The 20738-nt window shown below is 72.9% G+C and carries 18 protein-coding genes; 12 read left to right on the top strand and 6 right to left on the bottom strand.

Annotation, left to right across the window (positions count from 1 at the left end; all coding sequences use genetic code 11):
• Positions 1-4: 4 nt before the first annotated feature.
• Complete coding sequence (locus ABD944_RS30750; RefSeq protein ID WP_345182746.1) at positions 5-994, bottom strand: hypothetical protein; 990 nt, start codon at positions 992-994, stop codon at positions 5-7.
• A gap of 149 nt (positions 995-1143) precedes the next feature.
• Positions 1144-2085: an NAD(P)/FAD-dependent oxidoreductase gene (locus ABD944_RS30745; protein ID WP_345182745.1), complete on the bottom strand. Its 942-nt coding sequence runs from the start codon at positions 2083-2085 to the stop codon at positions 1144-1146.
• A 64-nt stretch (positions 2086-2149) separates the two neighbouring features.
• Between ABD944_RS30745 and ABD944_RS30740 the strand changes: the two genes are divergently transcribed.
• A complete protein-coding gene (locus ABD944_RS30740) occupies positions 2150-2722 on the top strand; it encodes a helix-turn-helix domain-containing protein (protein WP_345182744.1) in 573 nt (190 codons plus the stop codon).
• A 30-nt stretch (positions 2723-2752) separates the two neighbouring features.
• The gene (locus ABD944_RS30735; protein ID WP_345182743.1) at positions 2753-4027 is read left to right on the top strand and encodes an MFS transporter; all 1275 of its coding nucleotides are present in this window, start codon (positions 2753-2755) and stop codon (positions 4025-4027) included.
• 42 nt (positions 4028-4069) lie between these two features.
• On the opposite strand, the gene ddaH is transcribed toward ABD944_RS30735, so the two are convergent.
• Positions 4070-4909, bottom strand: coding sequence for a dimethylargininase (gene ddaH, locus ABD944_RS30730; RefSeq protein ID WP_345182742.1), 840 nt, complete (start codon positions 4907-4909; stop codon positions 4070-4072).
• A gap of 368 nt (positions 4910-5277) precedes the next feature.
• On the opposite strand from ddaH, the gene ABD944_RS30725 reads away from it, so the two are divergent.
• Together ABD944_RS30725 and ABD944_RS30720 are read left to right on the top strand one after the other, a co-directional pair.
• The gene (locus tag ABD944_RS30725; RefSeq protein ID WP_345182741.1) at positions 5278-6027 is read left to right on the top strand and encodes a hypothetical protein; all 750 of its coding nucleotides are present in this window, start codon (positions 5278-5280) and stop codon (positions 6025-6027) included.
• Between the two features lie 262 nt (positions 6028-6289).
• Complete coding sequence (locus tag ABD944_RS30720) at positions 6290-6967, top strand: hypothetical protein (RefSeq protein ID WP_345182739.1); 678 nt, start codon at positions 6290-6292, stop codon at positions 6965-6967.
• Positions 6968-7066: 99 nt separating this feature from the next.
• Here ABD944_RS30720 and ABD944_RS30715 read toward each other — a convergent pair whose 3' ends face one another.
• Positions 7067-8077, bottom strand: coding sequence for a DUF1259 domain-containing protein (locus ABD944_RS30715; RefSeq protein ID WP_345182738.1), 1011 nt, complete (start codon positions 8075-8077; stop codon positions 7067-7069).
• Positions 8078-8395: 318 nt separating this feature from the next.
• Here ABD944_RS30715 and ABD944_RS30710 point away from each other — a divergent pair, with 318 nt between their 5' ends.
• Complete coding sequence (locus ABD944_RS30710) at positions 8396-9055, top strand: hypothetical protein (protein WP_345182737.1); 660 nt, start codon at positions 8396-8398, stop codon at positions 9053-9055.
• Positions 9056-9075: 20 nt separating this feature from the next.
• Here ABD944_RS30710 and ABD944_RS30705 read toward each other — a convergent pair whose 3' ends face one another.
• The gene (locus tag ABD944_RS30705) at positions 9076-10608 is read right to left on the bottom strand and encodes a PucR family transcriptional regulator (protein WP_345182736.1); all 1533 of its coding nucleotides are present in this window, start codon (positions 10606-10608) and stop codon (positions 9076-9078) included.
• 133 nt (positions 10609-10741) lie between these two features.
• On the opposite strand from ABD944_RS30705, the gene ABD944_RS30700 reads away from it, so the two are divergent.
• Positions 10742-11980 carry an NAD(P)/FAD-dependent oxidoreductase gene (locus ABD944_RS30700; protein ID WP_345182735.1) on the top strand — a complete coding sequence of 413 codons (1239 nt, stop codon included), beginning with the start codon at positions 10742-10744 and terminating at the stop codon, positions 11978-11980.
• A gap of 87 nt (positions 11981-12067) precedes the next feature.
• Positions 12068-12676, top strand: coding sequence for a hemerythrin domain-containing protein (locus ABD944_RS30695; protein ID WP_345182733.1), 609 nt, complete (start codon positions 12068-12070; stop codon positions 12674-12676).
• A 66-nt stretch (positions 12677-12742) separates the two neighbouring features.
• Here the strand turns inward: ABD944_RS30695 and lpdA are convergent, their stop codons facing one another.
• Complete coding sequence (lpdA, locus tag ABD944_RS30690) at positions 12743-14146, bottom strand: dihydrolipoyl dehydrogenase (protein WP_345182732.1); 1404 nt, start codon at positions 14144-14146, stop codon at positions 12743-12745.
• Positions 14147-14438: 292 nt separating this feature from the next.
• Between lpdA and ABD944_RS30685 the strand changes: the two genes are divergently transcribed.
• The 5 genes from ABD944_RS30685 to ABD944_RS30665 all read left to right on the top strand — a co-directional run bounded on the left by ABD944_RS30685 (position 14439) and on the right by ABD944_RS30665 (position 20695).
• Positions 14439-15104: a hypothetical protein gene (locus tag ABD944_RS30685; RefSeq protein WP_345182731.1), complete on the top strand. Its 666-nt coding sequence runs from the start codon at positions 14439-14441 to the stop codon at positions 15102-15104.
• Between the two features lie 98 nt (positions 15105-15202).
• Positions 15203-16612 carry an MFS transporter gene (locus tag ABD944_RS30680; RefSeq protein WP_345182729.1) on the top strand — a complete coding sequence of 470 codons (1410 nt, stop codon included), beginning with the start codon at positions 15203-15205 and terminating at the stop codon, positions 16610-16612.
• Between the two features lie 186 nt (positions 16613-16798).
• On the top strand, positions 16799-18232 hold the full coding sequence (locus ABD944_RS30675) for a family 2B encapsulin nanocompartment shell protein (protein WP_345182728.1): 1434 nt from the start codon (positions 16799-16801) through the stop codon (positions 18230-18232).
• Positions 18229-19599, top strand: coding sequence for a family 2B encapsulin nanocompartment shell protein (locus tag ABD944_RS30670; protein ID WP_345182727.1), 1371 nt, complete (start codon positions 18229-18231; stop codon positions 19597-19599). The genes ABD944_RS30675 and ABD944_RS30670 overlap by 4 nt, the downstream gene beginning before the upstream one ends.
• A 16-nt stretch (positions 19600-19615) precedes the next feature.
• Complete coding sequence (locus ABD944_RS30665) at positions 19616-20695, top strand: family 2 encapsulin nanocompartment cargo protein polyprenyl transferase (RefSeq protein WP_345182726.1); 1080 nt, start codon at positions 19616-19618, stop codon at positions 20693-20695.
• The last annotated feature ends 43 nt before the right edge of the window (positions 20696-20738 follow it).

Here is a 20738-nt window from a genome sequence, read left to right as displayed (position 1 = left end):
GCCGCTACAGCCCGAGGGCCGCCCGGTGCCGCCGCGCCAGACCCAGCGCGGCGGCCCCCGCCGGCTGCATCGGCCGGGGAACGGCCCCGTCGAACGGCGCCATCGACACCTCGCCCTCGTCGTTGACCGCGACGAGGCCGCCGAAGAGCTCGCCGAACAGCGCGTCGTCGACGGCGACGACCGTCAGCAGGTCGAGCGCGAGCGTCAACGGGTCCACTCCGAGCCCCAGGAAGTGCGCCCGGAGGCGGCCCCCGTCGCGCGCGGCGGTCATCGCCTGGTGAAAAGGCCAGTCCTCCTGGACGAAGCCGTCGCCGTAGTCCTCGTCGGCGCCGAGAAGCTCCTCGGCGTACTCGCGAACCATGCACTGCCACAGATCAGGCGGCTCGTCACCGAGCGGCTGGAACACCCCGACCGGCATCACCTGGAAGAGCCCGCCGGCGTGCGCCACCTTCGCCGCGTCGCGCCGGTGCAGGACGTACCGCCCGGACGTCGTCACGGTGACCGTGGTGACGGCGGGCAGCGCGGCCCTGCGTGACAGGTCGCACGGGTCGCCGACGCGGTCGCGCAGCGGCAGCCCGTCCACCCCGGCCGCGAGTTCGTGGGCGACCGACTCGCCCACGTTGACGGCGTCGAAGTAGCGGGCGGGGCCGAGCCGGAGCACCGGCGGCTCGGCCGCGACCAGCCGGTAGCTCGGACGGTCCTCGAACACCTTCGGAGGGGCGAGGGCGGCGACGGCCTCCGCGTACGTCCGGTACCCCTCCGGGAGCCCGTCGGCCGGGTCGGCGATCGCGGCCGGGACGGGACGGGCGTCCCACTCCAGCCTGATCTCCTCCAGCGGGATCGGCGCCCCGGGGATCCAGTCGTCGCGGCAGAGCAGCGGGGTCCCCGCGACGCGCGGCACGTCCGGGTACAGCCCGTCCGCGACCTCGCCCAGCCGTCCGCGGCCCGCGTTCAGCTCCGCCCGCGCCCGCCGCCACTCCTCCTCGTCCGCCACACCCCCGAGCCTAGGACGGGTTTCGAGGTGGCCTCGGCCATGAGCGCGAACGCGTGACCTGGCCGGTGGAGCGAAGCCGGAGGCGAGCGGAGCCGGGCAGATCGCGAAGCGATGCCGCGTTCGCCCAGGCACGGTCACGTAGCGAGCCCCTAGGCGAGCGAAGTGGGCCGGGACTTTGCGACACTGACTCCCCGGGCGACCTCCTCCTCGACCAGGTCGGCGTTGATCATCGCGCCGGCCATCGCCCCGGCCGCCGCCGCCATGACGACCTGGCCGGCCGGGACGACGACGTTGCCGGCCGCCCACACGCCGGGCACGCTGGTCCGCCCGGTCGGGTCGGTCTTCACGAAGCCGTCCTTGCCGGTCTCACAGCCGAGGTCGGTCAGCGGCCCGGCCTTGGGGACCCACGTCGGCGCGAGGAACACGGCGTCGCAGCCGAGCACCGAGCCGTCGGCCAGTTCCAGGCCGGTGAGCCGGTCGTCCTCGACGACGACGCGCCGCACCCCGCTCGGCGCGACGGGGACGCCGCGCGCGGCCAGCCGCGCCGCGTCCTCGCCCGCCGGGGGCGCGGCGTCGCCGGGAGCGACGGGGACGAACGTCACGTCGGGCGACCACTGGCGCAGCAGCAGCGCCTGGTGGACGGAGTTCGGGGACGTCCCCAGCACGGCGATCCTCTGGTCGCGGACCTCCCAGCCGTGGCAGTAGGGGCACATCTGCGCCTCGCGGCCCCACCGCTCCCGCAGGCCGGGGACGTCCGGCAGGACGTCGGTCACGCCGGTGGTGACCAGCAGGCGGCGGCCCCGCAACCGGGTGCCGTCGCCGAGGGTGAGGACGAAGCCCTCCTCGGCGCGGGCGACCGTCCCCTCGACGATCTCGGCGCCGTAGCCGCGCACCTCGGTGCGGCCGGTCTCCAGCAGGCGGGCGGGCGGCATCCCGTCCCGGGTGAGGAACCCGTGCATGTGGTCGACCCCGGCGTTGCGCGGCTCGCCCGCGTCGACGACGGTGACGGAGCGGCGGGCGCGGGCGAGGGTGAGGGCGCCGCTCAGCCCGGACGGCCCCCCACCGATGATCAGTACGTCTCGTTCGGTCATGCCCCGAGGGTGCGCGGCGCCTTCCGGATTTGACAAACTTCGTTGCCAATCCTGCAATGAGGGCATGGAGACGACCGAGGAGGTCCTGGCCGGGGTCGGGCCGCGGCTGAGGAGGCTGCGGCAGGAGCGCAACGTCACGCTGGCCGCGCTCGCGGAGGCCACCGGCATCTCGGTCAGCACGCTGTCGCGGCTGGAGTCGGGCAAGCGGCGGCCGAGCCTGGAGCTGCTGCTCCCGCTCGCCCAGGCCCACCAGGTCCCGCTGGACGAGCTGGTCGGCGCCCCCGCCGTCGGCGACCCGCGGATCAGACCGCGGCCGCTGCGGATGCACGACATGGTCGTGCTCCCCCTCACCAGGCGGCCCGGCGGCGTCCAGGCGTTCAAGATGGTCGTGCCCGAGCGGATCCCGCCGCCCGAGCCGCGGACCCACGAGGGCTACGACTGGCTGTACGTGCTGAACGGACGCCTGCGCCTCTTCCTCGCCGGCCGCGAGATGGTGCTGGAGCCGGGGGAGGCGGCCGAGTTCGACACCCGGCTGCCGCACTGGTTCGGCGGGGACGGCGGGCCGGTCGAGGTGCTCAGCCTTTTCGGGCCGCAGGGGGAGCGGATGCACCTGCGCGCGAAGCCCCGCCGGTCATGAGACGGCAAGGGTGACATAAATTTAGTAAACGTGCAGACCGCCCAAACTCCCCAGAAAGCCCCTGCCCGGAAGAAGCCCGCCCGCACGGCGTGGGTGCTGTGGAGCGTCGGCGTCCTCGCCTACGCCGTGGCGGTACTGCACCGGACGTCCTTCGGCGTCGTCGGCCTGGACGCGGCGCACCGCTTCGACGCGTCCGCCGGGATCCTCGCGTCCTTCACCGTCCTGCAGCTGCTCGTATACGCGGGCCTGCAGATCCCTGTCGGGCTCCTGCTCGACCGCGTCGGCCCGCGCTGGATGGTCGCCGGCGGCGCGCTGCTCATGGCCGGCGGCCAGGCGCTCATGGCCGTCTCCACCGGCGTCGGGACGGCCGTCGCCGCCCGCGTGATGGTCGGCGCCGGCGACGCCATGACGTTCATCAGCGTCCTCGGCATCGTCGCGACCTGGTTCCCCGGGCGCTACGTCCCGGTCGTGACCCAGCTCACCGGGCAGCTCGGCCAGCTCGGCCAGGTGCTCAGCGCGATCCCCCTGGTCGCCCTCCTGCACGGCCCCGGCTGGGGCACCGCGTTCGGCTCCGCCGCCGCGCTCGGCGCCCTCATGGCGGTGCTCGCCGTCGCCGTGCTGCGCGACGGCCCCGGGCGCGCGGACGTCCCGTCCCTGCGCGAGACGGGCGCCAACCTGGCCGAGGCGTTCCGCCACCCCGGCACGCGCCTCGGCCTCTGGTCGCACTTCGTCACGCAGTTCTCGTCCAACACCTTCGCGCTGATGTGGGGCTACCCGTACCTGGTGTCCGGGCAGGGCCTGCGCCCCGCGACCGCCTCCACGCTGCTGACGCTTTTCGTGCTGGTCAACGTCGTGTCCGGACCGTTCATCGGACGGCTCGTCGCCCGCTACCCGCTGCGCCGGTCCTGGCTCGTCCTCGGCATCGTCGCGCTCAACGCGGCGGCGTGGGCGGCCGTCCTCGCCGTGCCGCCGCCCGCGCCGCCCTGGCTGCTGGTCCTGCTCGTGCTGTGCGTCGCGCCCGGCGGCCCCGGCTCGATGATCGGCTTCGACTACGCCCGGACGTTCAACCCGCCGGGACGGCAGGGCACCGCGACCGGCATCGTCAACGTCGGCGGCTTCGTCGCCTCCCTCGTCACGATCCTGCTGATCGGGGTGGTCCTGGACGCCCTGTCACCCGGAGGCGAGTTCACGCCCGGAGCGTTCCGGGCGGCCTGGACCGTCCAGATCGGCATCTGGGCGATCGGCGTGACGGGCGTCCTGCGCACCCGCGCCCTGGCCCGCCGCCGCCTCGCCCCGGCCGACTAGGAACGCGGTTCCCCACCGATCAGGAGCGGAGCTCTCCACCGATCAGGAGCGGAGCTCCAGCGTGCAGCACTTCGGCCCGCCGCCCGCCTTGCGCAGCTCCGACAGGTCGACCGGCAGCGGCTCGTACCCGTGCTCCCGCAGCGTCTCGATCAGCCCGACCGCCTCGGCGTTGATGACGACGTTGCGCCCGTCGCAGACGGCGTTGAGCCCGAGGACCGCCGCGTCCGCCTCGCTCGCGAGGATCGCGTCCGGGAACAGCCGCCTGAGCACCGCCCGGCTGCCGGGGGAGAACGCGCCGGGGAAGTACGCGACGTTGTCGCCGCCGAGGGGGAACAGCGCCGTGTCCAGGTGGTAGAAGCGCGGGTCGACGAGCCGGAGCGTCACCACCGGGCGGCGGAGGAACTCCTGCGCCTCCTGGTGCGCGGCGATCTCCGTGCGGAACCCCGTCCCGGCCAGGATGACGTGGTCGAGCGTGAGGAAGTCGCCCTCGCCCTCGTTCGTGTGCTGCGGCTCAAGCAGCTCGGAGAAGCCGTTCTCCAGCATCCACTTCGCGTACGCGGGGCCCTCCGCGTACCGCTCCGGGTGCGTGAACTTCGCCCCGTACACCCGTCCGCCGACCACCAGGGCCCCGTTGGCCGCGAACACCATGTCGGGCAGCCCCTCGATCGGGTCGATGAGGCTCACCTCGTGCCCGAGGGCGAGGTACGCCGCCCGCAGTTCCTCCCACTGCGCCACGGCCTTCGCCGCCTCGGCCCCGGCCGCCGGGTCCATCCACGGGTTGATCGCGTACGTGACGGCGAAGTGGTCCGGACGGCACATCAGGTAGTGCCGCCGCAGCGCGGTCCGGACGGCGGTCGGCTCCATCGCCGGCATGACGGTCATAGGTGTCTCCAGGGACATCCGAAGGGGAAACGACTCAGCGAAAGCCTAGGAACCAGACACGCGCAATCCAATGCGCCGATGTTGCTCTGACCTGGCGGTTCGTTGCGCGTTTCCGTCTCATTCGCGCTATTCGTTGCGTACGTCGGCGCCCTCGCGACGGTCTCGGGCCGCCGATCCCCGGCCCTCCAGGACCTGCACCCACCACACCGTTGTGCCGCCGCCCGGACCCGGATCGACCGGCATGAGAAAGGCGAGGTCCTCCCGGCCGACTGGGCGGCTCACGGTTCACGCGCGCATGGCGCGCGGTGGCCGCGTCCGGCCTGCATGAAGGCCTCCTCCAGCAGGGGGAACTCTCCGACAATGGGGAAATGGGTTCGCGTCCCTTAGTCGTGGTGTCGCTGGTGTTCGGCCTGGCCGCGCTGACGGCGTGCGGCGGCTCACCGCACAAAGGACCAAGGGCCGACCCCGTGACGCTCGCCCCCTCAGCGACGGGGGCGGCGACCGGGGCGGCGACCGACCAGCCGACCGGCGGCACGACCGGGCCGCCGTCGGTGGGTCCGTCGCCGCGCGCCTGGACGACGCCGCGGGTGAGCACCGGCAGTGGAGCGTCCCTCCAGAACCGGACACCGGACGCGCTGTGCCAGATGGTCTGGAGCCCTTACCCCGTGCGGATCGAGGGCTTCACGGCCGCGCAGTCGGGCGAGCCCGTGCAGATCGCCGACAGCGGCATGTCCGACGATGTTCTGGCGCGGTCCCGGTTCGGGACCGTCACCTACGAGACGGCTCCGAGCTGCACGGGCGCCGCGGGGGTGGGCATCCAGGCGCGCAAGCCCTGTGCACCGGACACGGTGGTCGCGCCCACGGACCCGTGCGCGATCACCCCCGTGTACACCGACCGGCCAGAGATTCCACGACCCGCCCGCTATACGGTGCTGGTCACGTGGCGGCTCTCGAAGCTGTGCACGGACTCCTCCGGGCCGTGCGGTGGTCTCGGGGCGACCGGCGACCGTCCGGTGCGCGCGACCTGGCAGACGACGCTGACGCTGAACGCCTGCACCAAGTGGACGCCCTTCCCCGAGGCGCCGAACGGAGGCGAGGGCAATCTCGGCCAGTGCTAGGAGCCGATCCGAACGGCTGGCGAGGGCGCGCAGGCCTCTCCCTCCGGAGCCCGATCCCGGACCGGCGCCGGACTGGACGCAGCGACTCTCCGCACTCGGCACCTTCGGCCCGCCGACGTCGCTCGTCGCGGCCGTCCTGATCTGGTACGGCTATGTCGCCACGCTCCAGCGGTTCCGCTACTTCGGCGTTGATCTGCAACTCACCGACCTCGGGAACCAGACACTCCTGCTCTACGGCGTGGAGGTGGCGTACCCGGCGGCAGTGCTCCTCCTCCTGATCGTGCTCGCGAGTCTCGGCGGACATGCGGTCGTGCGCGGCGTGGTGCTCCCGGACCGGGTGCGCGCCGCCCGGCGGATCGCGCTGGCCGTGGCGCTGGCCGGGCTCGCGCTGACCGGCAGGGCGCTGGTCGGAGTCCTGTCGGCGAAGGTCGCCGCGAACGAGACACCCGGCGTGACGCCGCTCTGCCTGACGGCCGGCGTACCTTCGCTGGTCTACGCGTTCTGGCTGTTCCGCCAAGCGGGGGACGGCGGTTGGCGAGAACGTCCGGCTCTGACCGACGTGGAGCGCGGCGGACGGTACGTGGCGTTCGCGGTGGTCGCGATGGGCCTGTTCTGGGCGGCCAACAGCCTTGCCGGGGAGGTCGGTGTCGCCCGCGCCTACGACGACGCCCGCGACTTCGCCGAGCTTCCCGAGGTCGTCCTCTACACCAAGGAGCCGCTGAGCGACGCTCCGCCCGAAACGCTGCACGCCGATTTCGGCAGATCGGTCACCTACCGCCACCGCTACCAGAACCTGCGACTTCTTCTGGCCTCGGGCGGGCGCCTCTTCCTCGTCCCGTTGACCTGGAGACCCGACGCTCGCACGGCCCGGATCTCAACGTTCGTCGTCGCGTATGACGGCGACATCCGCCTTCAGCTCATCCCGCAGAAGACCGACTGACCGGGCCCGGTGCTGCATACCGCGCTCGCCAGGGACCTCGCGGCCGGCGGAGGTTCTGCCGCCGGCCGCGCTCTCAGCGTGGATGCCGTGGCCCGCCGGTCAGGCGCGCTTGGCGGCCGTGCGGTCGAGCCCCTCGCGGATCTGCCGGGCGAGGGTGACGGGGTCACCGACGCGGTACATGTGCGAGAAGTACAGCTGCGGGTGCTCGTCGGTCTCCTGGTTGTAGAGGCAGCCCACCTCCCAGCGATGGCGGCGCATGACCGTGATGACCGGCTGCGTCTCCTTCGCCGTCATCGAGAAGTCCGGAACGACGGCCGCCCGGCCCTTCCTGAGCGGCTGGAACTGGATGCTGGTCGACACCCCGAGGTCCGGGTCGACGACCACGCCGCCGAGCCTGATCCTGTCGGTGCGCTGCACGGTCACCGTGACGATCCCGTTCTCCCCGACCGTCGCGTCCCCGCCGAGGATCCTCTCCAGCTTCCGCACGGGAAGCGGGGTCGTGGGATGCGGCGGCGAGTGCTGCGGCAGCGGCGTGGACGTCTTGGCGATGGCGGCGCGTGCGGCGCCGGCGAGCCGGAGCGGGTTGCCGATCGCGCGGAAGTGCAGGAACCACACCATCGGCCGCAGGTCGTACAGGTGCTGGTGCTGCGCCTGGAACGTGAGCCCGTGCGCGATGAACGAGTCGATGACCGGCTGGATCTCCTGGGGCCGCAGCGCCAGGTCGCCGTTGAGGATCGCCTTTCCGTGCCCGAGCGACTGGAAGAACAGCTCGTGCTGGATCTGGAAGCCGTCCTTGAATCTCACCGGGGGATTGCCCCCGATGACATGGAGGTCCGTGCGGTCGATGTCGACTTCGAGAACCCCGCTTTTGCTGACGTGGCCGTCGGCCTGCAGAATCTTCTCGATCGCCTTGACCGGAAGCCGGCCGTTCTCGGTTCTGGTCTGGGACGTCGCCGCCCGTGGACTCGCCGGGTCCGGGGCCGCCGCCGTGGCGGCGCCGGCGGGCGCCGCCACCCCGGTCGCGACCAGGCCCGCGAGAAGCGCGGCGGCGCCGCAGAACCGGCCGAGGGCCCTGCGTCGCGTCGTTTCCGATGAACTGATTATGATCATGAATTTTCCCCCCGTTCGTTCCAAGCTCTCCCCTGACGCGGGCAAGCGTGAACGCGAGCGAAGATCATGGAATCGCTACAGGGAGGAATGGCGATCCGCGAGACTCGGTGAAGTCGAGCGTCCCGTGGTCGACCTTTGTGCCGGAGAAATTCTTCTCCCCCATGTCGGGGAATATCGCCTTATCCCAGGCGGGCGAGTCCGATGCCGGCGGTTCCATGCTGATCGTCAGTGCTCGTTCGGCTCTGGCCGCTCGGCGTGCCGGAGGCGCCGGGGCGCGATCTGGTGGAGGCGTGCGGGGCGATCGTTCAGAATCGTGGCATGCGAAGGTCGGATCGGATCGCATGGTGGACGTTCGGCATCGGCATCGTCGTGATCTTCGGTGGTATCGGCGTGGTCGGCATGCTGGCCGATCCGCCTCCCCCGGAGCCGCCCTCCCCGGACACCGTGAACCTGTTCTGCCCCCGGGAACCGGTCGGCAAGGCGCGGGGCGACACGTATTTCAAAGAGGTCGCCGAACCTTACCGGGGCAACGGCCCGCACGCCGTGAGGCTGCTGTACGTGAACGCCAACACCGGTGAGGACGCCGACGAGCTTCCCGCCCGCTGGACGGCGGACGACGGGGGGAGCGACGCCGGCGCGAAGCCCAAGGTCCAGCTCGTCGCCTGTGGCTACCAGGACACGGGACGGGAGACCCGGGTCTGCGAGTACGTCCCCGAAGCCGTTGCGCGGCTGGACTGGCAGCTGTCGGAGCGCACCGGGGCGCTGGGCACGACCAAGATCTCGCTCCTGAAGGCCTCCTACGTCTTCGAGATCTACGAGGCGAAGACCGCCAGGCCGCTGGGCCGCTTCACGGTGCCCGGCGACGCGGCGTGCCCAGGGAGCGTCAAGCTCGACGACCGGGCCTCCATCGGGCAGCCGCCGGACGCGGCCAAGCTGCGCAAGGCCTTGCGCCCCTACGCGGAACGCGCCGTCGGCTGAGGAACGGCGGGCGCCGCGGGCTATGGCCGAACTCCCAGGGCGGCGAGTTGGAGGCGGAGGGCCAGGCGGGTCTGGGGCCTCGTGAGGTCGAGCGGGGTTGTCTCGGTCATGCGGCGCAGGCGGTGGCGGAGGGTGTTGGGGTGGACGGCCAGGGCCTGGGCCGTGCCTTTGGTGTCGCCGTAGTGGTCCAGCCACGCGGCGAGGGTCGGGAGGTAGGACGTTCCGTGCTTCTCGTCGTGGGTGCGGAGGGCGGGGAGGGGGCCGCCCAGGAGGTCGGCGCCGACCGCCTTGCGGGCGCGTTCGACGACCACCTCGTCCCAGGCGTCCTCCAGGAGGACGGCCCCGGGGGCGAGGCCGCCGGAGCCGACCAGGGCCGCGAGTTCGGACGCCTCGGCGCGGGAGCGGGGGAGGTCGGCGGAGGAGTGGGCGAGGCCGCCCGCCGCAGCGTACAGAGTGCGGTCGTGGGCGCGGACGCGGGTGAGGACGTGGCGCAGCCAGGGCGTCGTCCCGGATTCGGCGGTGTCGCGGCCGGGCTCGCTCAGGACCGCGAAGATCGTGCCGGCGAGGTCGGTGAGGAGGGGGCGGCGCCAGCCGTAGCGGCGGGTGATCGCGTCCCAGAGGTCGAGGCGGCGGCGGACGTCGTCGGTCCCGGCCTGGTCGCCGAGCGCGACCACGCGCCAGGGCGGGGGAGCCGGGACGGGCCGGGAGCCGTCCTGGAGCGCGGCGCGCACCTCGTCCGCCGTGACGCGGCGCGCGACGCCGGCCTCGGCTCGGAGGCGGAGCAGGTGCAGGGCCAGGACGGAGGCCAGGTCGGCCAGGCGCCGGACCCGGTCGGGGGGAACCGCCGTGCGCGCCACCACCCAGATCGAGCCGAGCCATTCGCCGCCGGCGCGGACCGGGATGACGAGGCGGGGCAGCATTCCGTCCGGGCCCGCGGGGACGAGGACCGGGTCGCTCGACCGGGCCAGCTTGCGGAACACTCCCGAGGCCCGCAGGTGGGCGATGACCTGCGGTGGGACGCGGCGGCCGACGATCGTGGAGACGCGGGCCGGGTCGGTGCTGTCCTGGCGGCCCGAGTAGGCGAGGACGCGGGAGCGCGCGTCCTCCAGCGTCACCGGGGCGTCGGCGATCTCCGCCGCCGTGTCGGCCAGGGCGAACAGGTCGTCCTGCGGGCCGGACGGCCCGGGGAGCGGGGCGTGGGCGCGGTCGACGGCGCCGCGGACCAGCCAGATGACGTGCGTCCAGGACGCGTCCCGCTGGAGTTCGACGAGGGCCGGGGCCAGGCGGCGCGCGGCGGCGGCCACCTCGGCGGCCCCGGCGAGGGGCGACTTGAGCACCACGCCGCTCGCCCCCGCCGCGTCGGCGCGTTCCAGGAGCGCGACGGCGCCGGCCGGGCCGGTCACGCCGGCGCCGAGGACGATCTCTCCCGGCTGCCCGGCGGCCTCGCCGGGCTCGGCCAGGACGACGTCGTGCACCTGCGCGTCCCGGCCGGGGGCGACCAGGCGCAGCAGCCCCGGGCCCAGCGCGTCGACCAGGCCGCTCACGCTGATCATTCGATCTGCCTCCTTCCCTCCATTGTGCGCTTCGCACCATGGTGGGCCTCCTGATTGGCCGAACTCGACAGGGGCATCGGCTCGCGGACGCCTCACCATCGAGGTGACACGTTTCACGAGGAGAGGAGAGGCCATGGCGCGCCGAGTCGCCGTCGTGGGGGCCGGGATGGTCGGTCTGTCCACGGCATGGTTCCTGCAGGAGCACGGCGACGACGTCACCGTCTTCGACCGGCGGGACGTCGCGGCCGGAGCGTCCTGGGGCAACGCCGGGTGGCTGACCCCCGGGCTGGCGACCCCGCTGCCCGAACCGGCCGTCCTCTCCTACGGCGTGCACGCGGTGCTCAGCCCGTCCTCGCCGGTCTACGTCCCGCCGAGCGCGAACCCGCGCCTGCTGCGGTTCCTCGCGGGCTTCGCCCGCAACAGCACGGCCGCGCGGTGGCGGCGCGCGATGGAGGCGCTGGTGCCGATCAACGGCCGGGCGCTGCCGAGCTTCGACGCCCTGCTGGACGGCGGCGTCCGCGCGGAGACGAGCGAGGCCGGGTCGTTCCTCGCCGCGTACCGGACGGAGGGGGAGCGGCGCGTCCTGCTGGAGGAGATCGAGCACATCCGCGCCGCCGGGCAGGAGCTGGAGTTCGAGGTCCTGACCGGCGACGAGGCGCGCGGGGTGGAGCCCGCCCTCTCCGACGAGATCGGCGCGGCGATCCTGCTGCGCGGCCAGCGGTTCATCAACCCGGGCGTGTTCGTGCACGCGCTCGCCGACTCCGTCCGCGACCGCGGCGGCAAGATCCGTGCGGGTGCGGACGTGACGGACGTCCGCGACGAGCCGGGCGGCGTGGCGGTCCGCACGGGCGGCAGCGACTTCGAGACGTTCGACGCGGTGGTGCTGGCGAGCGGCGTGTGGCTCGGCGACCTCGCCCGGCGGTTCGGCGTCGGCGCGCTCGTCCAGGCGGGTCGCGGGTACAGCTTCAGCGTGCCGATGGAGCGGGTCCCCGACGCGCCGGTGTACTTCCCCGCGCAGCGGGTCGCCTGCACACCGCTCGGCGACCGGCTCCGCGTCGCCGGGATGATGGAGTTCCGCCGTCCCGAGGCGCCGCTCGACCCGCGCCGGATCCGGGCGATCGTCGAGGCCGCGCGCCCGCTGCTGCGCGGCGCCGACCTCGGCGCCCGGCAGGACGAGTGGGTCGGGTCGCGCCCCTGCACCCGCGACGGCCTCCCGCTGATCGGCGCCACCCGGTCGCCGCGGGTCTTCGCCGCGGGCGGCCACGGCATGTGGGGCATCACGCTCGGACCGGCCACCGGGAGCCTCCTCGCGGAGATGATCGCCACCGGGCGCCGTCCGGGCGAGCTGGACCCGTTCGACCCGCTCCGCTGACGATCCGCGCTCTCCGCCCCGGGCCGTCGCCTCTCGCCGTCACCTTTCCTCCGGCCGCTCCGTCAGTGCGGTGAAGAAGGAGGAGCGATGAGCGAATATGACTGGACCCTGATGTACGTCATGCACGACGCGCTGAGGAGGGAGCTGGAGCACCTCGCCGAGGTGACCGCGCGCGAGGACGACGACCCCCGCCGCCTGCTGGCCGCGGCGGCGGGGTGGGAGCTGTTCAAACTGTCCCTGCACGCCCACCACACCGCCGAGGACGAGGCGCTCTGGCCGGTCGTCCGGGAGACCCTCGCCGGCCGCGCCGACGACCTGGCGCTGCTGGACGCGATGGAGGCCGAGCACGCCGCCGTCGACCCCCTCATCGAGGCCGTCGACACCGGCGCCGAGCCCGTCGGTGAGATCGTCGACGCCCTCGCCACCGCCCTCACCGCTCACCTCGCGCACGAGGAGAAGGAGGCGATCCCGCTGATCGACGCCACCCTGAAGGCGGAGCAGTTCCAGAACTTCGGCCAGGTCCACGGCCGCCACGTCGGCCCGAACGCGCCGCGCGTGCTGCCGTGGCTCCTCGACGGAGTGGACGACGCGACGGCCGCGGCCACGCTGTCCGTCCTGCCGGAGCCCGCCCGCACCGCGTTCGAGACGCAGTGGCAGCCCGCCTACCGGGCGCTGCAGCGCTGGCCGGCGGCCTGACCGGCGGAGACGGCGAGGCCGCCGCCACGGACGGACCGTGGCGGCGGCCTCGTGCCGTCCCGCGGATCAGAGGTTGATCATGTGCCCGGCCAGGCCGTGCACGGCCTCCTTCATGGCCTCGCCCAGGGAGGGGTGGGCGTGCACGTTGCGCGCGACCTCGTTGACGGTGAGGTCCCACTGCTGCGCCAGGGTCAGCTCGGGCAGCAGCTCGGTCACCTCGGGGCCGATCATGTGCGCGCCGAGGATCTCCCCGTACTTCGCGTCGCTGATCACCTTGACGAAGCCGTCGCCCTCGCCGAGGCCGAGCGCCTTGCCGTTGGCGCTGAACGGGAACTTCGCGGTCTTGACCTCGAAGCCCTGCTCCTTCGCCTGCGCCTCCGTCCAGCCGAACGAGGCGACCTGCGGCTGGCAGTAGGTGGCGCGGGGGATCATCACGTAGTCGAGCTCCATCGTCTCGGCGTCGCCGATGGTCTCGGCCGCGACGATGCCCATGGCCTCGGCGGCGTGCGCGAGCATCAGCTTCGCGGTGACGTCGCCGATGGCGTAGATGTGCGGGACGGACGTGCGGCAGCGGCCGTCCACGTCGATCGCGCCGCGGTCGGTCAGCGCGACGCCGGTCTTCTCCAGCCCGTAGCCCTCGACGTTCGGCTGGAACCCGATCGCCTGGAGCACCTTGTCGGCCTCCAGCACCTGCTGTGCGCCGTCCTTGCCGGTGACGGTGACCTTGACCTTCTCGCCGGAGTCGTCGATCGCGTCGACCCGGGTCGAGGTGAGGACGTCCACGCCGAGCTTGCGGTAGCGCTTGGCCAGCTCCTTCGACACGTCGGCGTCCTCGTTCGGGACCATCCGGTCGAGGAACTCGACGATCGTGACCTTCACCCCGTAGTTGTGCAGCACGTAGGCGAACTCGACGCCGATCGCGCCGGCGCCCGCGATGACGATGCTGTCCGGCAGCTCGGAGCTGAGGATCTGCTCCTCGTAGGTGACCACGCGCTCCGACAGCGACGTGCCCGGCAGCAGCTTGGTGTGCGCCCCGGCCGCGATGATGCAGTTGTCGAACGTGACCGTCTCGCTCGACCCGTCCTGCCTGGCCACCTGGAGGGTGTTCGGGTCGGTGAACGTGCCCCGCCCGTCGTAGGACGTGATCTTGTTCTTCTTCATCAGGAACTGGACGCCCTTGACGAGCTTGTCCGACACCTGGCGGCTGCGCTCGTAGGCGACGCCGTAGTCGAAGGACACGCTGCCCTCGACGTTGATCCCGAACGTCTTCTGCTCGTGGGTGAAGATGTGCGCCAGCTCGGCGTTGCGCAGCAGCGCCTTCGAGGGGATGCAGCCGACGTTGAGGCACACCCCGCCCCAGTACCTCTCCTCGATGATCGCCGTCTTCAGCCCAAGCTGCGCCGCCCGGATCGCGGCGACATATCCACCCGGGCCCGCGCCCAGGACCACGACGTCAAAGTGTTCGCTCATATCCAAGGACGATATTCGCCACGGCCATGTGTTCGCATCCTGGCGGAGCGCACGCGGGGCGCCGGGTCGGACGCGGCCGTCACGTCCTGTTAGGGTTTCGGCAAGGTCTCCCTCCGATCACGATCCGTGGGAGCCCGTCGACTGACAGGGCGGCGCGCAGGGGCGCGAGCCCGGAGCCGTCCCGGCCGCGGAGCCCGGCGGCGTCCCCTGGAACGGCGGAGCCGCGGCGCTGGAACATCACGCCTCGGCCCGGTCGTTGTCCCCGTTCCGAGCCGAGTGGAGGAGAAGGCGAGTGAGGATCCCCAAGCGCGTCAACACCGTCCTGGACTGGGTGGAAGAGCACCTGCTCGCGCTCGCGGTGGTCGTCGCGCTGGTCGTCGTCGCGCTGGTCGCCACGCTCGCGCCGTCGGCCGTCGGCCTGCCCGTCGCCGGGTTCGTCCTCGGCGCCGCCGCCGGGGGCCTCGTCGTGCACCTGCGGATGAGCCGCCGCGTCGCCCGCGCCCGCTCCGACATCGACAACCTGCTCCGCGAGAACGGTGCGCTGCGGCACCGCAACACCGTCCTCGCCAGCGGAGTGATCACGCGCGGTGCGCAGGAGACGCAGGCGCTCGTCTCCATCCCCGAGGACGACCTGCTGGACGCGCCGGACGACCCGCAGGCCACCGTGTCCCTCGACGAGCTGCTGGACGGCGACCCGCTGAGCACCAACGAGCTGCCGGACGACCCGCAGGCCGCCGAAGACCCCGAGAACGCCGAAGCCCCTGAGGTCACCGGCGACCCCCTGTCCACCGATGAGCTTTCCGGACGGGACGAGACCCCGCCCCCCGCCGCCGGTCCCCTGGACGGCGACCCGCTGCGCACCACCGTCCTGCCCGCGCTGCCGGACGACGTCCTCGGCGGCGCCGACGAGGACGAGGACACCGCGCGGACGCCCCGCCGGCGGTCCCGCAAGGCCTGACCGGGGCTCGTCCAGGGGCCTGAGCAGGCCTCCTGCCGCAGAGTCATCGGAGCCCCAACCCCCCGTTACTTTTGCTGATCTTCGGGCAGGGGCATGCCGTGGACGACTCGACGAACGCGCGGCGGGGAGCGGATCCGGGACGCGGCGGCGAGGGCGCGGGACCGCCCGAGGGCGCCGGGCCCGGCGAGGGCGCCGTCCGCAAGGCCGTGATTGCCTCGGCGATGGGCAACTGCATCGAGTGGTTCGACTTCGGCGTGTTCAGCGCCGGCGTGATGACCTCGATCATCGGCACGGTGTTCTTCCCCGAGGACGCGGGCGGCAGCGCCACGCTGCGCTCGTTCGCGCTGGTCGCGGCGGCGTTCCTCGCCCGCCCGTTCGGCGGCATGTTCTTCGGTCCGATGGGGGACCGGCTCGGCCGCAAGCGGATCCTGGCCGCCACCATCATCCTGATGTCGGGCTCGACGTTCGTGATCGGCGTCCTGCCCGGCTACGCCACGATCGGGATCGCCGCGCCGCTGCTGCTGCTCGGCGTCCGGCTCGTCCAGGGCTTCTCGACGGGCGGCGAGTACGGCGGCGCCGCCACGATGATCGCCGAGTACGCGCCCACGAACCGGCGCGGGTTCTACGGGGCGTTCCTGGAGTTCGGCACCCTCGGCGGCTACATCCTGGGCGCCGGGCTCGTGCTGCTCATCGACCTGTCCCTCAGCGAGAGCGCGGTGCAGGGGTGGGGCTGGCGCATCCCGTTCCTGATCGCGCTGCCGCTCGGCGCCGTCGGGCTCTACGTCCGGACGCGGATCGAGGACACCCCGACGTTCCAGCACATGGAGGCGGAGGGCCGGAAGGCGCGGTCGCCGCTCAAGGAGACCGTGGAGTACCACTGGCGCACCATCCTGAGGCTCATCGGGATCGTGATCCTGCTGAACGTCGCGGTCTACACGCTGCTGACGTTCATGCCGTCCTACCTGGTCGACTTCCTGGACATGAACGACACCACGTCGCAGCTCACCACGATCGGCGTGGAGGCGGCGATGATGACGGTGATCCTGCCGCTCGGCGCGCTGTCGGACCGGATCGGCCGCAAGCCGCTGCTGATCGCCACCGCGGTCGGGTTCCTCGTGCTGTCCTGGCCGGCGTTCGCGCTCATGCAGACCCACGACCCGGCCGGGGTCGCGGTCGGCTACGCGGTCATCGGCGGGCTGCTGGTGCTGATGCTGGCGGTGATCGGCGCGACGTTCCCGGCGATGTTCCCGACGAAGGTGCGGTACGGGGCCTTCGCGATCGGCTACAACATCTCGACGTCCCTGTTCGGCGGGACGGCGGCCGTGCTCGTGGGCTCGCTGATCGACGCCACGGGCTCCAACTTCGTCCCGGCCTACTACCTGATGATCGTCGCCCTGGTCGCGCTGCTGCCGATCATCAAGATCCCGGAGACGGCCGGGGTGCCGATCGACCGGGCCGGGGAGGAGAACGCCCCGGAACCGGTGGGCTCCGGGGCGCGGCGCGGCTGAGTGATCTGCCCCACGCCCTCCGGCTGAGCAGCCGATATCGCGCCCGGGTGCGAGTTGTGTGGCGCGAGGGCAAATCAGAGGTGCTGCCAATGGCTCCTTGCGACCGTCTCATTACCGTCTGTAGCGTCACGGGTGGCCAAAGGCCGCAACTTCCCCGCAAGACCACGACGAATCGGTGGTGTGGACGTGACGGAACAGCAGCTTCAGGAACAGCAGCAACAGGACCACCAGCACAGCCTGAGCACCGCGGCCGCGCGGAACCTGGCGACCACGACCAAGACCGTCCCGCAGATGCAGGGCATCACGTCGCGGTGGCTGCTGAAGCTGCTTCCCTGGGTGCAGGCGTCCGGCGGCACCTACCGCGTCAACCGGCGGCTCACCTACACGCTGGGCGACGGCCGGGTCACGTTCGTGACGACCGGCGCCGACGTCCGCGTCATCCCGCGCGAGCTCGGCGAGCTGGCCCCGCTGCGCGGCTACGACGACGACCTGACCCTGGACGCCATCGCGGGGCGCTTCACCCAGCAGGAGTACGCGCCCGGCGACGTCGTCGTCGAGCGGGGCCGCCCCGTCGACCGCGTCGTCCTCGTCGCGCACGGCAAGCTCAGCAGGATCGGCGCGGGCGAGTACGGCTCCGACGCCGTCCTCGGGACGCTCGCCAACGGCGACTTCTTCGGCGAGCAGGCCCTCCTCGGGACCGAGGAGGGACAGGAGCCGCCGACGTGGGAGCACACCGTCAAGGCGGTGACCACCTGCACGATCCTCAGCATGAGCCAGGCCGACTTCCAGGAGACGCTCGGCCAGTCCTCCTCCCTCCAGGCCCACCTGGAGGAGTACCGGGCGAGCCCGCGCCGCGCGCACAACGCGCACGGCGAGGCGGCGATCGAGGTGGTGTCCGGGCACGCCGGGGAACCCGTCCTGCCGAGCACGTTCGTCGACTACGAGGCGTCCCCCCGCGAGTACGAGCTGAGCGTCGCGCAGACCGTGCTGCGCGTCCACACCCGCGTCGCCGACCTCTACAACCAGCCGATGGACCAGATCGAGCAGCAGCTCAGGCTGACCATCGAGGCGCTGCGCGAGCGCCAGGAGCAGGAGATCGTCAACAACCGCGACTTCGGCCTGCTGCACAACACCGACCTGTCGCAGCGCATCCACACCCGCTCCGGCCCGCCCACGCCCGACGACATGGACGATCTGCTCACCCTCGTCTGGAAGGACCCGGCGTTCTTCCTCGCGCACCCGAAGGCGATCGCCGCGTTCGGCCGCGAGTGCAGCGCCCGCGGCATCTACCCCGACAGCGTCGACGTCGGCGGCCACAAGGTGCCCGGCTGGCGCGGCGTGCCCATCTTCCCGTGCAACAAGATCCCGGTCTCGCCGACGCTGACCAGCTCGATCCTGCTGATGCGGACCGGCGAGGCGGCGCAGGGCGTCGTCGGGCTCCACCAGGTCGGCCTGCCGGACGAGTACCAGCCGGGGCTGTCGGTCCGGTACATGGGCATCGACGACAAGGCGCTCCTCAACTACCTGGTCAGCGCGTACTACTCGGCGGCCGTCCTGGTGCCCGACGCGCTCGGCATGCTGGAGTCGGTCGAGGTCGCGCACGGCGGTGCCGGCGCGTGACGGAGGAACGGCTGGCCCTCTCCACCCGCGCCGCACGCAACCTCGCCTCGACGACCAAGACCGTTCCGCAGACGCAGGGCATCACCCCGCGGTGGCTGCTGTCGCGGCTGCCGTGGGTGGAGGCCGCCGGCGGCGCCTACCGGGTGAACCGCCGGCTCACCTACCGGCTCGGCGACGGGCTCGTGACGTTCGTCAACGACGGCGCGGCGATCCGGGTCGTCCCGCCCGAACTCGCCGAGCTGCCGCCGCTGCGCGGCCTGTCCGACCCCGAGATCCTCGACGCCCTCGCCGCGCGGTTCGAGCAGCGCGAGTACCGGCCCGGCGAGGTGATCGCGGAGTCGGGCGGGCCCCTCGACGCGGTCCACCTGATCGCCCACGGCAAGGTCGAGGAGAGCGTCCCCGGCGCCTATGACGCCGCCGGCCGGGTCGGCGTCCGCGACGGCGGCGGGTTCTTCGGCGCCGAGGCCCTTCTCGGCGAGCCGGCGGAGTGGGCGCACACGTTCCGCGCGCTCACCCCCGTGATCGTCCTGTCGCTGCCGCGGCAGGCGGTCGAGGAGCTGACCGAGCGGTCCGAGGCGCTGCGCGCGCACCTGGAGGAGTACCGGGCCGCGCCCGCCCCGCCGCGGACCAGGCACGGCGAGGCGGCGATCGAGGTGGCGTCCGGGCACGGCGGCGAACCCGTCCTGCCGAGCACGTTCGTCGACTACGAGGCCTCGCCCCGCGAGTACGAGCTGGCCGTCACCCAGACGGTCCTGCGCGTCCACTCCCGGGTCGCCGACCTCTACAGCGATCCGATGGACCAGGTCGAGCAGCAGCTCAGGCTGACGATCGAGGAGATCAGGGAGCGCCAGGAGCACGAACTGGTCAACAACCGCGACTTCGGCCTGCTGCACAATGCCGACCTGCGCCAGCGCATCCAGACCCTCGGGGGCCCGCCGACCCCCGCCGACATGGACGAGCTGCTGGCGCGGCGCCGCAAGACCCGGTTCTTCCTCGCCCACCCGAAGACGATCGCGGCGATCGGCCGGGAGTGCACGCGGCGCGGCGTGTACCCCGCGCCCGTCGAGGTCGAGGGCCGCCGCGCGCACGCCTGGCGCGGCGTCCCGATCCTCCCCTGCGACAAGATCCCGATCTCCCCGACCGGGACCAGCTCGATCCTCGCGCTGCGCACCGGCGAGGACGACCAGGGCGTCGTCGGCCTGCACCGCACCGGGCTGGAGGGCGAGGTCCGGCCGGGCCTCACGGTCCGTTTCACCGGCATCGACGACAAGGGGCTGCTGACCTACCTCGTCAGCGCCTACCACTCGGCCGCCGTGCTGGTCCCCGACGCCCTCGGCGTCCTGGAGAACGTCGAGATCGCCCGCTGACGAGAGGGGACCCGCCATGCCCGCCTGGAGTGACGACCCGGCCGTGGTCGGCTGCGACCATCGGACGGAGCCGCGGCTCCGCCCCCGGACGGCGGCGGAGGTGCTCACCTGGAGCCGCCGCCTGCTCGACCCCGCGCTGCGCCACGTGGTCGAGGCCATGCCGGAGGCGTCGCGCTCCACCGCGGGCTTCCACTTCGGCTGGCGCGACGAGCGCGGCCGCCCTGCCGCCGGGGCGGGCGGCAAGGCGATCCGGCCCGCGCTGACGCTGCTGGCCGCGGAGGCGGTCGGCGGGACGGTCCAGGCCGCCCTGCCGGCCGCCGTGGCGGTCGAGCTCGCGCACAACTTCTCCCTCATGCACGACGACGTGATGGACGGCGACCTCACCCGCCGGCACCGCCCCACCGCGTGGGCGGTCTTCGGCGCGAACGCCGCCATCCTTTCCGGGGACGCCCTCCTCGCCGCCGCCTACGAGCTCCTCGCCGAGGAGCCCTCCGCGGTGGTCGCCCGCGGCGTGCGCATCCTCGCCCGGGCCGTGCTGGAACTGGTCGAGGGCCAGCGCGCCGACCTGGCCTTCGAGGAGCGCGCCGACGTCACGCTCGACGAGTGCCTGGCCATGGCCGCCGGCAAGACCGGCGCGCTGCTCGGCGCGTCGTGCGCGCTCGGCGCCGTGTACGGCGGCGGCACCGCCGGGCAGGTCTCCCGGCTGCGCGTCTTCGGCGAGCGCCTCGGCCTGGCCTTCCAGCTCGTCGACGACCTGCTCGGCATCTGGGGCGAGCCGGCGGTCACCGGCAAGCCCGTCCACGCCGACCTGCGCCGCCGGAAGAAGTCGCTGCCCGTCGTCGCGGCCCTCACCTCGGGCAGCGCCGCCGGCGGCGACCTCGCCGCCCTCTACCTGCGCGAGGAGCCGCTCACCGACGAGGAGGCGGTCCTCGCCGCCGGTCTCGTCGACGCGGCGGGCGGGCGCGCCTGGGCCGCCGCCCGCGCCGACGAACTCCTCACCGACGCCCTCGCCGACCTCGACGCCGCCGGAGTCGCCCCGGCCGCCGACGCCGAACTGCGGGCGCTCGCCCGCCTGATGACCCACCGCGACCGCTGACCCCCACCGGGGCCCTTCTGGATCGATCATATGTTCGAGTAGG

The sequence above is a fragment of the Actinomadura verrucosospora genome (assembly GCF_039540335.1).
In the GTDB taxonomy this organism is placed as follows: Bacteria; Actinomycetota; Actinomycetes; order Streptosporangiales; family Streptosporangiaceae; genus Spirillospora; species Spirillospora verrucosospora.
This window is presented reverse-complemented; position numbering and strand designations above follow the sequence as displayed.

Coding starts and splice junctions, on each gene's coding strand:
- ABD944_RS30745 (WP_345182745.1), bottom strand. CDS start 2,085: ATGACCGAACGAGACGTACTGATCATCGGTGGGGGGCCGTCCGGGCTG.
- ABD944_RS30740 (WP_345182744.1), top strand. CDS start 2,150: ATGGAGACGACCGAGGAGGTCCTGGCCGGGGTCGGGCCGCGGCTGAGG.
- ddaH (WP_345182742.1), bottom strand. CDS start 4,909: ATGACCGTCATGCCGGCGATGGAGCCGACCGCCGTCCGGACCGCGCTG.
- ABD944_RS30725 (WP_345182741.1), top strand. CDS start 5,278: ATGGGTTCGCGTCCCTTAGTCGTGGTGTCGCTGGTGTTCGGCCTGGCC.
- ABD944_RS30715 (WP_345182738.1), bottom strand. CDS start 8,077: ATGATCATAATCAGTTCATCGGAAACGACGCGACGCAGGGCCCTCGGC.
- ABD944_RS30710 (WP_345182737.1), top strand. CDS start 8,396: ATGCGAAGGTCGGATCGGATCGCATGGTGGACGTTCGGCATCGGCATC.
- ABD944_RS30705 (WP_345182736.1), bottom strand. CDS start 10,608: ATGATCAGCGTGAGCGGCCTGGTCGACGCGCTGGGCCCGGGGCTGCTG.
- ABD944_RS30700 (WP_345182735.1), top strand. CDS start 10,742: ATGGCGCGCCGAGTCGCCGTCGTGGGGGCCGGGATGGTCGGTCTGTCC.
- ABD944_RS30695 (WP_345182733.1), top strand. CDS start 12,068: ATGAGCGAATATGACTGGACCCTGATGTACGTCATGCACGACGCGCTG.
- lpdA (WP_345182732.1), bottom strand. CDS start 14,146: ATGAGCGAACACTTTGACGTCGTGGTCCTGGGCGCGGGCCCGGGTGGA.
- ABD944_RS30665 (WP_345182726.1), top strand. CDS start 19,616: ATGCCCGCCTGGAGTGACGACCCGGCCGTGGTCGGCTGCGACCATCGG.